Raw genomic sequence first — 13,798 nt, 5'->3', positions numbered from 1 at the left:
GGATGTCCGGTAACTTCCCCGACCTGAACGGCAAGGTCGTCCTCGTCACAGGCGGATCGCGCGGCATCGGCGCCCGAACCGCACGAGCCTTCGCGGCCCAGGGCGCCAAAGTCTGCGTCGTCGGACGGGACCCACAAGCCCTGGCCGCTGTCGTCGCCGACATCACCGGCGAGGGCGGCACGGCGATCAGCGTGGTCGCCGACGTCACTGACCCCGCCGCAGTGGGCGACGCGCGCCGACAAGCCGAGTCCCGGCTCGGCCCGGTCGACGTCCTCGCCGCCTTCGCCGGAGGACAGGGTTTCCCCGTCCCGTCCGTGGAACTGACCGAACAACGCTGGCGCGAGGTCATCGACTCCGACCTCACGTCGGTGTTCCTCACCATCCAGGCATTCCTGCCGGGCATGCTCGAACGCGGCAGCGGCTCGATCATCACCATGTCCTCGGCCGCCGGCCGCCAACCCAGCCAGGCCAATCTCGCCTACGGCGTCGCCAACGCCGGGGTGGTGATGCTCACCCGCCACCTGGCCACCGAGGTCGCACCGCGCGGGATCCGCGTCAACTGCATCGCGCCCTCGGCCATCCTCACCGAGACGACACAGGCCCGCATGCCCGCCGCCGTGCAGGCCAAAGTCGCCGCCATGCACCCGCTGGGCCGCATGGGAACCCCTGACGACGTCGCCCACACCGCCTTGTTCCTCGCTTCCGAGGCCGCCTCCTGGCTCACCGGACTCACCATCGACGTCGCCGGCGGCCGCGTCACCGACTGAAGAGGACCACCGGGGTGCCCACCGCGCCAACAGCGCACGCGGCAGCCCGCCTTGATAACCCAGTCTGACTTTGCGCTCTTGTCGTGGACCCGGCTGGGAACGGGTACGGCCACCGCGTGATCATCGGGGGTTGTGTGGGCTCCTGAAGATCGTGCGGTGGCCGCAGGCCATGCGTAGACCCTGCCCGCCGGCTGGCGATGTTCGACCAGGTCATGGCCCGGATCACGGGGGGGGGTCAGGCGAGTTGGGCCCCGGGGCCGCGGCCCGCGTTTACCTGCTCGGGCTGTTGTCGGGCATCGAGCGGAAGAACTGCTGGCAGCCGGCCGAGCAGGCGGGCCATACGCGGCCTGGGCCGATGCAGCGTCTGCTGCGCTACGCACGCTGGGACGCCGATGCTGTCCGCGACGACCTGCGTGCCTACGCCCCTGAACACCTCGGCGCCGACCGCAGCGTTCTCGTCGTCGACGAGATCCTGTTCCGCCGCTGGCAGCGGGCCGGCACCTGGCAGCGCATCTTCGAGCAGTTGCAGGCTCAGGCCGACGCCAGGGAACTCATCACCTGGGACCTCAACATCGACTCGACCGTCTGCCGGGCCATCAACGAGTGGCTGTGACCAGCGTTTTCTCCGGTCGCGCGGGAGAATTTTCAGCGGTGACCCAGCACGTTGACCACCCGGCCATTGGGGTCGCGGACGAAGAATCGCCGCACGCCCCATTCCTCGTCCTGCAGGGGGTGAACAATCTCCGCACCGCTGTCCCGCATGACCACATAGGCCGCGTCCACATCGTCCACCTCGACACTCATGTCGGGGGTGACCGGCGCGGTTTTGTCGCCGGCCATGAAACTGACCTGCGCCGTCGGAGCGGACGGGGAGGCAAGCGTCATGATCCAGCCGTGGTTCATGACCTCCTCGAAGCCCAGCAGGCCATAGAACTCCCGGCTCTCTTGCACAGCCTCCGACTGGACATGGGGCACGACACGGCGAACGGCCATCGAAACTCCAGATGAAAACAGACATGCCATCGAGACCCTCCAGGAGTACTACGGCGCAACCGTCGCCGCACCCACTTTCGATACACGCCCTGGGTGATCGGGTCCGGGTCGCCGGGCGGGCGCGTGCGACCAGAGGCGGACGGACAGCTCCTGCTGGGGCGTGATCCATTTCCGACCGGAGGCCGACGCGGCGAGGCCGGCACTGCGGCCATGATCGTCGCCATGCCAATGTTCTCCGCCCTGCAGACCCTGCCCGATGTCCCGCGCTGGGCGCGCAACGCAGCGCGCCTGGCGGTCCTGACGCCGCTGCCGTCCAGCCTATGGCGGCTCCCGATGGCCTGGGGCTGGATGATGGGCTTCGGGCCGGAGGCCAGGAGGACGCTCCACGTGCCCGGCTGGGGGTCGCTCTACATCGTGGGCCTGACGGTGTTCTCGGAGGTCTTCGCCTTCCTGACGCTCGGCCTGGTGCAGTCCTGGGGCGAGGTCTGGCCGCGCTGGGTGCCGGGCCTGCGCGGCCGCTCGGTGCCGGTCCCGGCCGCAGTGATCCCCGCCCTGGTTGGAGCTGGCCTGGTCATGGTGTACTCCGTGGGTCTGATCCACAACATGTTCGTCAATCCGGACCCCGACGCTCCCCACGGCATCTCCGTCGTGGTCCTGAACCTCTGCTACGCGCCCATCATCCTCTGGGGGCCGCTGCTGCTGGCAGTCACCGTGCATTACTGGCGCCGCCGACGCCGGACGTGACCCGCCGGTCGCGGAGCGCAACTCGATGGCGTCTGGGGTGGAAGTCAGGAAGGCTGGCGCGCATGGTTTCGGTATTGCAGAACGTGGCGATTGACTGTGCAGATGCCTACGAGCTGGCCCGGTTCTGGAGCAGGGTGACTGGCCATCCACTGCACCCGGAGGACAAACCGGGTGATCGGGAGACTCAGGTGCTGCTGGCGGAGGGCCCAGTGCTCTACTTCAACCAGGTGCCCGAGTCCAAGAAGATCAAGAACCGGATCCATCTGTGTGTGCGCCCTGAGACCTCGCGTGAGCAGGAGGTGGAACGGCTGCTGGGGATCGGTGCCACCTTTGTCACCGATCACCGGAATCCCGATGGCTCTGGCTGGGCAGTCCTTGCCGACCCCGAAGGCAACGAATTCTGCGTTCTTCGCAGCGAGTCCGACCGAGCAGCGATGAATTCCTGAAGCTCACGCGCCATCCTGCCCGGTTTCGTATGACAGTTGGTCACAACCACTCGTTGATGGCCGCGGTGCGAACGGTCGCCTCGTAGCGGACCGCGAGTTTGTCCTCGTGGCCACGGCCCGGTGCCTCTTGAGGCGGTTGATGCCGCACTCGACCGCGTGACGCCGACGGTCGTCGGTCTTGTCGAATTTCGGCGGACGGCCGCTGTGGGAGCCGAGCTTCTTGCGGTTGCGGCGTGGCTTTGTTCAAGACGTGTTGAACTGCTGCCCGGCTCTCCGAACGGTTGGCTTCGAACATGGCCAACTGCAGGCCGATCCGACCCAAGCGTACGAGGGATGACCGCCTGATCGGTCTCTGGCTTCAGGCAGTTCCTGTGAGTCCGGGCAGTGCCGAGACGCCCGACCTTGCGGCAGCAGTGCCCCCGGCGTCGCAGTCGAGACACCTTCGACGGCGCCCGGGCCGTCGCGGATCGCCTGATCGCTGGTTGCCGTGGCGGCTCAGTGACCATCGGCCGTCAGCCGCCGGCAGGATCAACCGGTGACCTGACGGGGGAGCGTGATCGTCCCCGTGGCCGACGCCCTGTCGTCGGGGTTGAACGACGGTGGAGTCATGTCAATCAACCTTGCCCTGGGCGCCACAGAGCGTCCGGTCCAGGCCTGGGCGCTCCGCCTCGCCAAGTCCCTGCCGTTCGTCGTGCTGCCGCACTGCCTATGGCGCCTGCCCTTCGCCTTCGGCTTCACGATGGGGACCGTCCAGGATGCGGGGCCCGCCCCCTGGTGGGCCCCGGCTTACGTCATCGGACTCAGCCTGCTCACCGAGGCACTGGCCCTGCTCTGCACCGGCCTGGTCAGCGGGTGGGGCGAGAAGGTCCCGGACTGGATCCCCCTGATCGGTGGCCGACGGGTCGCGCCGCTCGCCGCGATCATCCCGGCGACCTTGGGCGGCCTGGGCCTGGTCGCGCTGTGGAACCCCATGCCGCTCGCCTGGTTCGGAGTCCTGGGCTTCCATGAGGTCGCCTTCAGCAACGGGTGGTGGATGGCCCTGGCGCGGGTGTGCATCAGTCCGGTGATGCTGTGGGGACCGATCGTGCTGGCTCTGACGTACGCCTACCACCGACGTCGCCGGACCGCCCAGGCGCGTTGACCCGCAGGGTTGTTGACGCGGGTGGTCGCGCTTTGGTGACTCTCTGCACGGCTTGCGGACCCATCAACTCCCAGTCCAGTGAGCCGTACACCGTCGACGCGATCCGGCGACACTGCCGCGATGGCCGGATGACACCTTCGTCCCTTTGGCGGTTGTTCGCAAAGGCGTGGTGGTCGCCGAGCTACTGAACCCCGACGAGGCGCACTGGCTCCAAGGGAAAGCCCGCGATGTCCGCCAGGGCTTCATGGGTCCGAAGCGGAAGGCGGCGTTCGTGGAGTTCCTTGCCCGGCAGGCATCCCTCGATGAGCAGTGACGCGCCGACTCATTCCCCGACAACGCCTCCGCACGCAGGTGGCAATCATCCGGCGCGCCTGGTGAACACGGTGAACACCCCCACCGGCGAACTCGCGCTCGAAGCCGCGGGCACGGTTGACGTGCCGCCGGCGAACCACCGGCACAGCTCGGTCTGGTACGCCTGACCGGCACCGAGAGTGCGGCGTGAAGTCCCGTTCACGTGGTGGGAGATGGCGGCAGTGCGGTACGGTGACGAAACCATCACGCTCTGTGTGTTCACGCGCACATAGAGCGGCCCCCGGCGGTGCTCTAACACCGACCGAGGGCCTTCATCACCAGTGGATCGAGACCACCGGAAATGCTGCGTCATGTTATCGCGCCGTCTCGGCGCTTCACGAAGGCATCGCACGATGTCGTGCGCCATCCGCGTCTGAGCAGTGACGCGAAGATCCTGCTCCTGTACGTCCAGGGCCTTCCGGAAGAGACCCCCTGCAAGCCCCTGAGCGAACTCGCCCAGAAGCTGGGCATCAAGGGCCGCGCGTACCAGAAGGCGAAGGAACAGCTCGTCGCGCACGGGTACGTACACGAGTGGCGAAGCCAGGGCGATCGAGGCCGCTGGATCACCGAACAACTGGTTGCGAACAACCCTCTGACGAGTGAGCAGGCAGAACACCTACGAGGGGCCCCACCCACCACCCTGCCACCGAGTACGCAGTCTCCGACGGTCGGCGAGCCGACCGCCCGGAGGGTCGGTGGCTATGAACCGGTAGAAGACCACAGTGATAAGACCACTCCCCACCCACCCTCCGAAGCCGGACCACCGCCGGACCCGGATCCCGAACCCACGGCGGGGCCGACTGACTCCCTCCAACTGGCCCGCGCGGAACGGGTTCTGCTCTCGCTGCGCCACACCCGTCGCGAACTGCACCTGGGAATGCGCGAGGCCCGCGCACTCGCCGTGGAGGCGGTCAAGTGGCTGGAGCGCGGGCTGAGCGAGTCCGACCTGCGACAGGCCCTGCTCGCCGAACGTCCGGAAGGCGGCGTACGCTCGGCGGTCGGCTTCCTGCGCTACCGCCTCGTCCAGAAGCTCCCTGAGGCCCCATGCCCGCCCCCGCTGCCTCAGCTCCCGTCGGCCGCTGCCATGGTTGTCTGCTCCTCACCCGGTGAGGAACACGTCTTCCGCCCCTTGGGAGACGAGACGGAATGCGCCCCGTGCCGCCAATCCGCCGCGTACGCCACCTTCTATGGCACCCCCGCACCGGATTCCGAGCGAATCCCATGGCGGGAGCGATTCGCGAAGATCAACGGGACGTCGGCGGCTCAGCCGGGCGAGGGCTGACCTCGCCCGCGGCGTGGGCTGCGACCATCAGGGCGGCCGTCACGTGTGTTCCCCGTGGTGTCGCCACAGCTCAACATTGCAGTCGGCGACCGTCAGTGTGGCTGGCGGGGTGCCGTGGATCCACGCTGCGTCCGCGACCTGACGCCGCCGCCCGCCGTCGGTACTGGCCGCGCAACTGGACCGCCTGGCCGGCGCCATCGGCATGGATACCGTCGCCCTCGGAATCGTCCCCCTCCACGCCACAGTGAAGGTCCCTCCCGCAAGGGCCTGTTGCGAATGTGCTGGTCGGGTGGGTTGCTAGGGTCCACTCATGGCACGTTTGAAGGTTGAGATATCTGTCCCGGAGAGTCATGTAGATGTAGTGGTCGATGCTCTACACGCAGCGGGGGCTGGGCGGGTCGGCGAGTATGCGCGGTGTTCCAGCGTTTGGAGGGTGACCGGCAACTGGCAGCCGTTGCCCGGCTCGCAGCCGTATAACGGCGAGGTGGGCGTCGTGCAGCATGGCGAGGAATGCAGGATCGAATCGGTCTGTGATGTGGAACAGGCACGCGCTGTCCAGCAGGCGGTACGTGATGTCCACCCGTACGAGGAAGCGGTCATCCACTTCCTCCCCTTGTACGAGCCGTGAGTCAGCTGACGGCCGCACTCGCCACAGCCACTCGTTGACTGCCGCGACCAGCACTGTCGCTTCGTAGTGGACGGCGAGTGTCCTATCGCGTGGCGACAGCGCGGTGCCGCTTGAGGCGGTTGATCCCGCACTCGACCGCGTGCCGCTGCTTGTAGTCGGTCTTGTCGAACTTCGGCGGCTGCCCGCGGCGGGAACTGAGCTTCTGCCGGTTGCAGACGCGATCCGCCGGGACCGGGCCGTCCCCGGCCACGCCTGGGCACCCGGATTGCTTCCAGGACCGGCCCGAACTGAGGGGAATCCCCGCTGCCCGGCCGTGATCACCACCGACAACGGCTTCTGACCCTGCTCGACCGCGAGAGGAATCTTGCTGGTCAGGCAGCCCAGGACCGTCCAAGTCCGTGGTCGGCCGGCTCGCCGGCGATCTCGCCGGGCGGTTCCTTCTGCAGGTCCCCCTTTTTTCGCCGCCCCCGCGGCGTGCTGGTGAGCCCGGCAGACCGTGGAGTCGACGTTCACGTTCCAGGTGATCAGGCCCTTCGCGTCGGCCTCGACCTGGAGCTGGGTGACGATCCTGGCCCACGTCCCGTCCCGCTGCCAGCGGCCGACCGCTCCTTCTCCAGGTACTAAGAGTTGCGGTTGTCAGGATCGCTTACAGGGTCGGCCCCTTGTCGCCGCGCTCCAGCTCCAGGGTCCAGACATCAGGCCGGTGGATCGAGGATCAGCGAACGTCTGAGTCCGGATAGGCCGCGTCCCAGCCCTCGCGGGAAGCGGCGATGGCCGGGCGATGTGCGATCGACCAGTCGGCGAGGGTCTTGATGATGTAGGTGAGACTGTGGCCCATCTCCGTCAACTCGTACTCGACCTGGGGCGGAATGGTGGGATACACAGTGCGCTTCACCAGGCCATCGCGTTCCAGACGTCGGACGGTGAGCGTGAGCATGCGCTGCGAGATGTTGCCTGGAATGGCGCGCTGGAGTTCCTTGAAACGGCGGATGCCGGAAGCGAGTTCGACCACAACGTAGACGGACCACTTGTCGCCCAGCCGGTCCAGCACGTCCCGGACGCCGCACTCGTCCTGCGGCGTCTCGCAGGTGATCACAGGATCGGCAACCACCGGGGTGGTTACTGTGATGTGCCCTGCTGACATGAAAGTGCCTCCTTATGCGGGCGAGCTCCTCTGCTGAGGATGGAACCACACAGCTCAGGAGGGACTTCCCATGATTCTGATCACCGGCGCCGCCGGCGCACTCGGACAGCTCGTCACCAAAAAGCTGGCGGCACGCGACGACGTCGTCCTCGGCACCCGTCTACCCCGCTCAGCGACCCAGCGCCGCGTCGACTTCGACGACCCGGCATCGCTCGACTTCACGCGCGTGGACACGTTGCTGTTGATTTCCGCCGGGTACGGCGAGGACGACGTCGTCATCGCCCGTCATGACGCGGCCATTTCAGCGGCCGAGAAGGCAGGTGTACGGCACGTCGTCTACACCAGCCTGAGCGGCGACGGTGACCACCTGGCGTATGCACTCGCTCATCGCTGGACCGAGCGCAGGATCCAGCAAAGTGCCTTGGAGTGGACCATCCTGCGAAATGGCCTGTACGCCGAGTTTCTCGCCGCCATCGCCGCCCCGGGCCCCGACGGAACGATCGCCGCACCGCTGGGCGAGGGACGCCTGGCCGCCGTTGCCCGCGATGATCTCGCGGAGGTGGCGGCTCGCGTGGTAACCGCGCCGCAGCAGCACGCGGGCCGTACGTACGAGCTTGTCGGCGAGGAGCCCTTGGGCGGGGCCGAACTGGCGGCCGCGGTCGGCGGCTCGTACGAACCCGGCTCCCTGACCCAGACCCGAGAAGCGCTCATCGCGGCCGGGAATGCCCTGCCCTTCCAGGTGCCGATGCTGCTGGGGACGTACTCGGCGATCGCAGCCGGTTTCATGGACGGCACGGGCATCGGGCACAACATGCTGCTCAAACTGCTCGGACGACAGCCGCACTCCGCGCTGGAGGTGTACGCAACTACGGTCTCAGCAACAACCCCAGTGTTGTAGACCGGTTCGAGGAGCCGGATCAGCTCAGTGAGTGATCCGAAGTCAGAACAGGCCCAAACCGGTTTGAGGGGCGGTGCGAAGTCGCCCGGTCCGGGGACGCGGCATGGGTGACATGGCCCGCCGCTGTTGCCGAACGGCTCAGATCTCTTACCGACGGACCGAAGCGACGAACCCGTCCCTCGCGCTGTGCTGCACGGCGATGTGGGGTCCCTGCGGCCCCTTCGAGTCGCGTATGCCTACGGTGGCGTGCAGGTTGGCGATCTCGATGCATTCGCCGCCGGCGCCGTTGCTGTAGCTGCTCTTCCGCCACTGCGGGACTGTGAGAGGCAGTTTCATCGTGAGTGTTCCTCCACGGCGGAACGGATCAGCGCAGCTGATCTCTGCGGGCTCAGAGCGAGGGCCCTGAGATGATCGAAAGCTCGGGTGTAGACACTGACATCTGCTGGGAGTTCCAGATAGATCGAGTCGGTGAGACCCTCCCTGTACACCACATCAGGGTCCTCCTGCTCGGGGAAGCCGAGCACGGTGAACGGCCCGGTCGTGGGGTACGCCCCGGCGTCGTACGGCAGTACTTGCACCCGAGCCGAGGTCGTGGAGGGCCTGGCCGTCGCTGTAGTTCGGCGCGGTATCGATCCAAGGCGTCCCGGCCAGCACGGCCATGCGCGCTGCTTCCTGAACGTCTCGGACCCGGTAGGTACCCAGTGTCAGGGCTGCCGTCACAGCCCCGTCCCCACGACGGCGACGGCCTGGCCCTCGATGAGGACCCAGACTGGCCGCCGCCGTGGCGCGGCTGCGGCGGCCTCCGACGCCCCGGCCGCCCCACGGCGTGGCCGCCGAGGGGCGGCCGGGGGGCGTGCTGCCGGTCCACCGCGTACGCGACCTACTACGGAGCCCCCGCACCGGATCCCGAGCGAATCCCGTGGCGGGAACGGTTCGCGAAGATCAACGGGACGTCGGCGGCTCAGCCGGGCGAGGGCTGACCTCGCCCGCGGCGGGGACTGCGACCATCAGGGGTCGCCGAACGACCACGGCAAACGATGTACGGACCCGCCGGAAGTTCTCGTGCCCACTGCGGCCGGTGTGGCTACGGTACCCGGCACGTGGGTCACCCTCAGGCGGCAGTCCTTGACTGACGGTCAACATTCCTGCTGATCTGGTTGAGCTGAGCTTGTCTACATGGGGGTGCTACGTGGCCAGGTCCGATCTTCGTGCGCTGTTCCGGTCCAACGATCGTGAGCTCAAGGCGGTCGACTTCTTTGCGGACCGGCGTGACGAATGGGCCACGGTGGCGGCCTCTCTCGTACGGCACACCCGGTGGGTGCAGCGACCCGCGTTCGACGTGGAGGATCTGGAGACCGCTCGGCGTAACGCTCTCGTCTTCTACGGGGTCGGCGGCATCGGAAAGTCCACCTTCTCGCGCGGCGTCGCCGAGCACCTGGTGGACAGCTCGGTACGCGGCGGCGACTGGCCGCCGCTGGACGCCGAGGTCGGACGGGTCGTACCCGTACGCATCGACCTGTCCAGCGAATCGGGCGCTGACTTCGAGACGCTGATGCTGGCGTTGCGGTTGGCGGCATCGGAGCTCGGGGAACCCATGCCGGCCTTCGACCTCGCCTTCCAGCGGTACTGGGAGCGCAACCACCCCGGCGAGCCGGTCGAGGAGTATCTGCGGCGGCGCACCTGGTTCAGCAGGTTCCCCGGGACACGGTCGCTGTCGGGCCAGATGCAGTCGGCGCTGTCGGACGTCGCGCAGGCGGTGGCCCTGCCGGGAACCGCGGGCGCATTGATCGGGCAGAGCGTCGGTGTGGTCGTGCGGGCACTGCGCGAACACCGCCAGCAGGTACGTGCCCTCGCGGAGTGCCACCGGCTGGCCGACTTGCTGGAGGCCGACCCCGACCTTGAGGCACTGAGCTACTACTCGCATCTGCTGGCCTGGGACCTCAGCCGGGTACCGGGCAAGAAGCAGGCGACCCTCGTTGTTCTGCTGGACACCTTCGAGGACGTCGGTGACCGCGTACACCGCGATCTGGAGCGGCTGATCCAGCGCGTGGTGTGGCTCATGCCGAACGTCCTGTTCGTCATCACCGGCCGCAACCGGCTCCAGTGGGACGACCCCAAGCTCGAAGGCCAGCTCGACTGGGCGGGCCCGGAGTGCTGGCCACTGCTGGTCGGCGGTGCGAGCGAGGAACCGCGTCAGCACACGGTCGGCTACCTCTCGGCTGAGGATTGCGAGATCTACCTGTGCGAGCGGCTGACCATCGCCGGGCGACCGCTGATGGACGACCGCACCCGACACGTGATCACCGCGAACTCCCATGGCCTGCCGCTCTACCTGGACCTGGCGGTCATGCGGTTTCTCGACCTCTACCGGCGCCACGACCACGTCCCGGGACCCGGCGAGTTCAACCTCGACTTCCCCGCCCTCGTCGCGCGTACGTTCCGCGACCTCACCCCGGAGGTACGCCGAGTACTGCGTGCCGTCAGCCTGCTGGATTCCTTCTCGGTGGAACTGGCCACCGCCGCGGCAGGCCTTGACCACGACGCCCCCGCCCTCGACCTGGTCGAGCGGCCGTTCGTCGACACTGATCCCGGTGCACCCTGGCGGTACCGGCTGCACAACCTTGTGCGGGACGTGGTGCGGGAAGCCGACCACACGAGCGAGGACCGATGGAGCGAGGCGGACTGGCAGCGCGCGGGCCGCCGCACCTTCGTCGCACTCGGGCGCGAGGCAACCAGCGACGACCGCACCCGCCTCGTGGCCGCACTGCGTCAGGGCCTGCGCCTGGCCCGCGACTACCGGCTGGACCTGGGCTGGATGGCCGACGCCGCGTTCCGGTACGTCGACGACTTCATCTGGGAACCCATCGAAATCCCGGCCTTGGACGAGGGCGGCGGGGACACGATCAGCACGCCCGCCGAAGCGCTGGCCGTGACGCTCTCGGCGATCGCCCAACGGCAGCGCGAGCACCGTGGGCGCACAGCGAACCGACTGCGTACGGTCCTGGCTTCGGGCCAACTCCCCGAGGCACTGCGCGAACTGCCGCGTTACTTCCTCGCGGAATGCGAACGCGACTTGGGGCACTTCGACGAATCACTGGACGGGATGCGCCAGGTCGCCGAGGCCGGAGGCCGTCTCGCCCCCACAGCGGCACGCGGCCTGGTGCACCTGGCCCGCCGGGTTGGCCGGTTCGAACGCGTACGTATCGCCGTCGACGCCCTCGGGCCGGAGGGCCGGGCCGACCGGGCCCGCGGCGACCTCTGGTGGACGCAGGGCAACATCGGACCGGCGTGCTCTGCCTACGCCGCGGCCAGGGACGAGGCACTCGGCCTCGACCAGCCGGGCGAGGCGGCGCTTTCCCAGGCCTGCCTGGCATTCGCGGCGGCCTTCCAGGACCGCCCCCGCGCCGCGGAACAGATCACCCGCGCCGGGGACATGCTCGGCGGGGTGTCGATCCGCTGGGCGGACATTCAGACCGCCATCGCCACGCTCGTACGGGATGCCGGTGTTGCCGCGGACCTTCCGCAGCGCGCCGAGGACACGGTCACCCGCGCCCGCGAGGCGGGACTCACGTCCTCCATCGCCTACATCCGCCTCGCGGTCTGCCTGCATTTCCTGGTGCTCGGAAGCCACGCCGAGCTGGAGGAAGCGAGGGGGCGGCTGCGCACGTGCGTACGCGGGGAGGAATTCGCCTACCTGGCAGAACTCTCGTACCTGATGGCCGACGAGGAGCTGCCGACCGACCTACCCCGAGCGCGGTGGCTGGACGGACAGGCCTCCGTACAGGCACGCTGGGTCGCGATCGTCGAAGACCGGCGCCGGGAGGCTGCCGCGATCAGAGGAGAATGAGCCGGTGGCGAAGTACACCACGCTTGAACAGATCGACCTGCCGGCCGTGGCCGACGGCTACGGCCTCGACGATCCGCGGCTCGCCCCTCTGGCAGGCGGCGCGGCCAACTCCAGTTTTCGCCTGTCCAGCGCCACTGGTGAATTCGTCCTCACCATCCTCGATAACCACGACACGGCGAGCGCCGAGAGCCTGGCGGCCCACACCCAGGCCCTGTTCCTCCTGGGTGTCCCGACCAGCGCGGTCGTACCGGCCACCGACGGCTCTCTCGTCACCCACCTCGACGGCCGACCGGTGATCCTCAAGGCGTGGGCCGACGGAACAGTGGAGCAGCCCCTGCCAGTGACGCTCCTGCCCGAAGCGGGCCGCATCCTCGCTCAACTGCACGCGCTCTCACCGCAGTCACCGGGCCTCACCGACATCCCGGTCGGTACCCGTCGTCTCTCGGCCGACCACAAGGCCCTCATCCCGGACCTCCCGGACAGGGAATTCGCCGTCTGGCTCACCGATCAGCTCAGCCGCATCCACCGGGCCGAAGCAGCGAGCAGCCGCCCGCGCACGGTTACGCACGGAGACCTTTTCGACGACAACATCATCGTGCGGACCGACGGCAGCCTCACCGTCCTCGACTGGGAGACCATTTCTCTCGACGACCCGCTGCTCGACCTGGGCATGGCGGCAGTGGGCCTGGCCCAGGAAGACGGCGCTCTGTCATCGGAGCGCGTGAACGCCCTGGTCTCCGGCTACGAGCAGATCGCTCCGCTGTCGGAGGAGGACGTGGCCGCGCTCCCCGGGGAGATCATCCATGCGGCGCTCATCATTGCCTTCCACCGCTACTACCGGCACCACGTGCGCTTCCCGGATCCGAGCAAGGCCACGTATCACCTGGAGATGATCCGGTTCGTGGAGTCGGTGGAGGGCGCTTCTCGGGTGCTTGACTGACGGGAGCAGGGCAGGGTGGGCGGGCCCGGCAACGGTTCCGTAGGCAGACAACGACCATTCGCCGACTGGTGAACGCAGCCTCCGGCGAGCTCGCACCCGAAGCCGCGGACACCGTGGATGCGCCCCCCGCCGCAACACCGGCACGGCTCACTCTGGATGGCATGACCCGCCGCGGTGGTGGAGGCCTTCGCTCTTACCGATCGGATCAGAGCCGTTGCAGACGAACCGACGCGATGAACCCGGCCCACGCGTCTCGCTGTACGGCGATGTAGCGACCGTTCGGCCGCTTCGAGTCGCGTATGCCTACGGTGGTGTGCAGGTTGGCGATCTCGATGCATTCGCCGCCGGCGCCGTTGCTGTAGCTGCTCTTCCGCCACTGCAAGGCGGTGGGGGGCAGGTTCATCGTGAGTGCTCCTCCGCCGTGTTGTCGGAAGCCGCGCCTGTCAGGTTCCGGGCTTCTGCTGTGAGCCTGACGGGCAGCCACGAAGTCACCTGACCACAGAGAAGCCCTAGGTGTTCTGTCCCGGGAGGTTGTGGACGGGTGATGCAGGTCTCGGCTGAGGCATCTTGAACGGGTGAGGGCCTTCCGGGTTCGGTGTGGATTGCGACGTCTACAC

The 13,798-nt window shown here is 68.0% G+C and carries 16 protein-coding genes and 2 pseudogenes; 12 read left to right on the top strand and 6 right to left on the bottom strand.

Annotated features, from left to right (window positions below; translation table 11 throughout):
• Positions 1–2: 2 nt before the first annotated feature.
• Complete coding sequence (locus AB0915_RS18800; RefSeq protein ID WP_366692144.1) at positions 3–767, top strand: SDR family NAD(P)-dependent oxidoreductase; 765 nt, start codon at positions 3–5, stop codon at positions 765–767.
• Between the two features lie 286 nt (positions 768–1,053).
• Complete coding sequence (locus AB0915_RS18795) at positions 1,054–1,380, top strand: hypothetical protein (protein ID WP_366692143.1); 327 nt, start codon at positions 1,054–1,056, stop codon at positions 1,378–1,380.
• 32 nt (positions 1,381–1,412) lie between these two features.
• On the opposite strand, the gene AB0915_RS18790 is transcribed toward AB0915_RS18795, so the two are convergent.
• Complete coding sequence (locus AB0915_RS18790; protein ID WP_366692142.1) at positions 1,413–1,760, bottom strand: VOC family protein; 348 nt, start codon at positions 1,758–1,760, stop codon at positions 1,413–1,415.
• 222 nt (positions 1,761–1,982) lie between these two features.
• Here AB0915_RS18790 and AB0915_RS18785 point away from each other — a divergent pair, with 222 nt between their 5' ends.
• The 7 genes and pseudogenes from AB0915_RS18785 (at position 1,983) to AB0915_RS18755 (ending at position 6,352) form a co-directional block, all read left to right on the top strand.
• Positions 1,983–2,504 carry a hypothetical protein gene (locus tag AB0915_RS18785; protein WP_366692141.1) on the top strand — a complete coding sequence of 174 codons (522 nt, stop codon included), beginning with the start codon at positions 1,983–1,985 and terminating at the stop codon, positions 2,502–2,504.
• A 62-nt stretch (positions 2,505–2,566) separates the two neighbouring features.
• Complete coding sequence (locus AB0915_RS18780) at positions 2,567–2,950, top strand: VOC family protein (protein ID WP_366692140.1); 384 nt, start codon at positions 2,567–2,569, stop codon at positions 2,948–2,950.
• A gap of 607 nt (positions 2,951–3,557) precedes the next feature.
• Complete coding sequence (locus AB0915_RS18775) at positions 3,558–4,091, top strand: hypothetical protein (RefSeq protein ID WP_366692139.1); 534 nt, start codon at positions 3,558–3,560, stop codon at positions 4,089–4,091.
• A gap of 145 nt (positions 4,092–4,236) precedes the next feature.
• Positions 4,237–4,404, top strand: a complete 168-nt coding sequence (locus tag AB0915_RS18770; protein WP_366692185.1) for a hypothetical protein — start codon at positions 4,237–4,239, stop codon at positions 4,402–4,404.
• Positions 4,405–4,743: 339 nt separating this feature from the next.
• Positions 4,744–5,724, top strand: coding sequence for a hypothetical protein (locus tag AB0915_RS18765; protein ID WP_366692138.1), 981 nt, complete (start codon positions 4,744–4,746; stop codon positions 5,722–5,724).
• Positions 5,725–5,875: 151 nt separating this feature from the next.
• Positions 5,876–5,992, top strand: a pseudogene (locus AB0915_RS18760) (transcriptional regulator); the annotation flags it as partial.
• Positions 5,993–6,157: 165 nt separating this feature from the next.
• Complete coding sequence (locus tag AB0915_RS18755; protein ID WP_366692137.1) at positions 6,158–6,352, top strand: hypothetical protein; 195 nt, start codon at positions 6,158–6,160, stop codon at positions 6,350–6,352.
• 82 nt (positions 6,353–6,434) lie between these two features.
• Here the strand turns inward: AB0915_RS18755 and AB0915_RS18750 are convergent, their stop codons facing one another.
• Positions 6,435–6,602, bottom strand: a complete 168-nt coding sequence (locus AB0915_RS18750; RefSeq protein ID WP_366692136.1) for a hypothetical protein — start codon at positions 6,600–6,602, stop codon at positions 6,435–6,437.
• Between the two features lie 465 nt (positions 6,603–7,067).
• Positions 7,068–7,496: a helix-turn-helix domain-containing protein gene (locus AB0915_RS18745; RefSeq protein ID WP_366692135.1), complete on the bottom strand. Its 429-nt coding sequence runs from the start codon at positions 7,494–7,496 to the stop codon at positions 7,068–7,070.
• 70 nt (positions 7,497–7,566) lie between these two features.
• On the opposite strand from AB0915_RS18745, the gene AB0915_RS18740 reads away from it, so the two are divergent.
• Entirely contained in the window at positions 7,567–8,394 is an 828-nt protein-coding gene (locus AB0915_RS18740) for an NAD(P)H-binding protein (protein ID WP_366692134.1), read from the top strand.
• 147 nt (positions 8,395–8,541) lie between these two features.
• Here the strand turns inward: AB0915_RS18740 and AB0915_RS18735 are convergent, their stop codons facing one another.
• Together AB0915_RS18735 and AB0915_RS18730 are read right to left on the bottom strand one after the other, a co-directional pair.
• Positions 8,542–8,730, bottom strand: a complete 189-nt coding sequence (locus tag AB0915_RS18735; protein WP_366692133.1) for a DUF397 domain-containing protein — start codon at positions 8,728–8,730, stop codon at positions 8,542–8,544.
• Positions 8,727–8,972: pseudogene (locus AB0915_RS18730) on the bottom strand (Scr1 family TA system antitoxin-like transcriptional regulator); the annotation flags it as partial. The gene AB0915_RS18735 and the pseudogene AB0915_RS18730, both read right to left, overlap by 4 nt.
• A gap of 611 nt (positions 8,973–9,583) precedes the next feature.
• On the opposite strand from AB0915_RS18730, the gene AB0915_RS18725 reads away from it, so the two are divergent.
• Together AB0915_RS18725 and AB0915_RS18720 are read left to right on the top strand one after the other, a co-directional pair.
• Positions 9,584–12,241: an ATP/GTP-binding protein gene (locus tag AB0915_RS18725; protein WP_366692132.1), complete on the top strand. Its 2,658-nt coding sequence runs from the start codon at positions 9,584–9,586 to the stop codon at positions 12,239–12,241.
• Between the two features lie 4 nt (positions 12,242–12,245).
• The gene (locus tag AB0915_RS18720; RefSeq protein WP_366692131.1) at positions 12,246–13,181 is read left to right on the top strand and encodes a phosphotransferase; all 936 of its coding nucleotides are present in this window, start codon (positions 12,246–12,248) and stop codon (positions 13,179–13,181) included.
• A 205-nt stretch (positions 13,182–13,386) separates the two neighbouring features.
• On the opposite strand, the gene AB0915_RS18715 is transcribed toward AB0915_RS18720, so the two are convergent.
• Positions 13,387–13,584, bottom strand: a complete 198-nt coding sequence (locus tag AB0915_RS18715) for a DUF397 domain-containing protein (protein ID WP_366692130.1) — start codon at positions 13,582–13,584, stop codon at positions 13,387–13,389.
• Positions 13,585–13,798 lie beyond the last annotated feature (214 nt).

The organism is Streptomyces sp. NPDC048411 (genome assembly GCF_040704695.1).
GTDB lineage: Bacteria > Actinomycetota > Actinomycetes > Streptomycetales > Streptomycetaceae > Streptomyces.
Note: the sequence above shows the minus strand (reverse complement) of the source record. Positions and strands in the feature narration are given on the sequence as shown.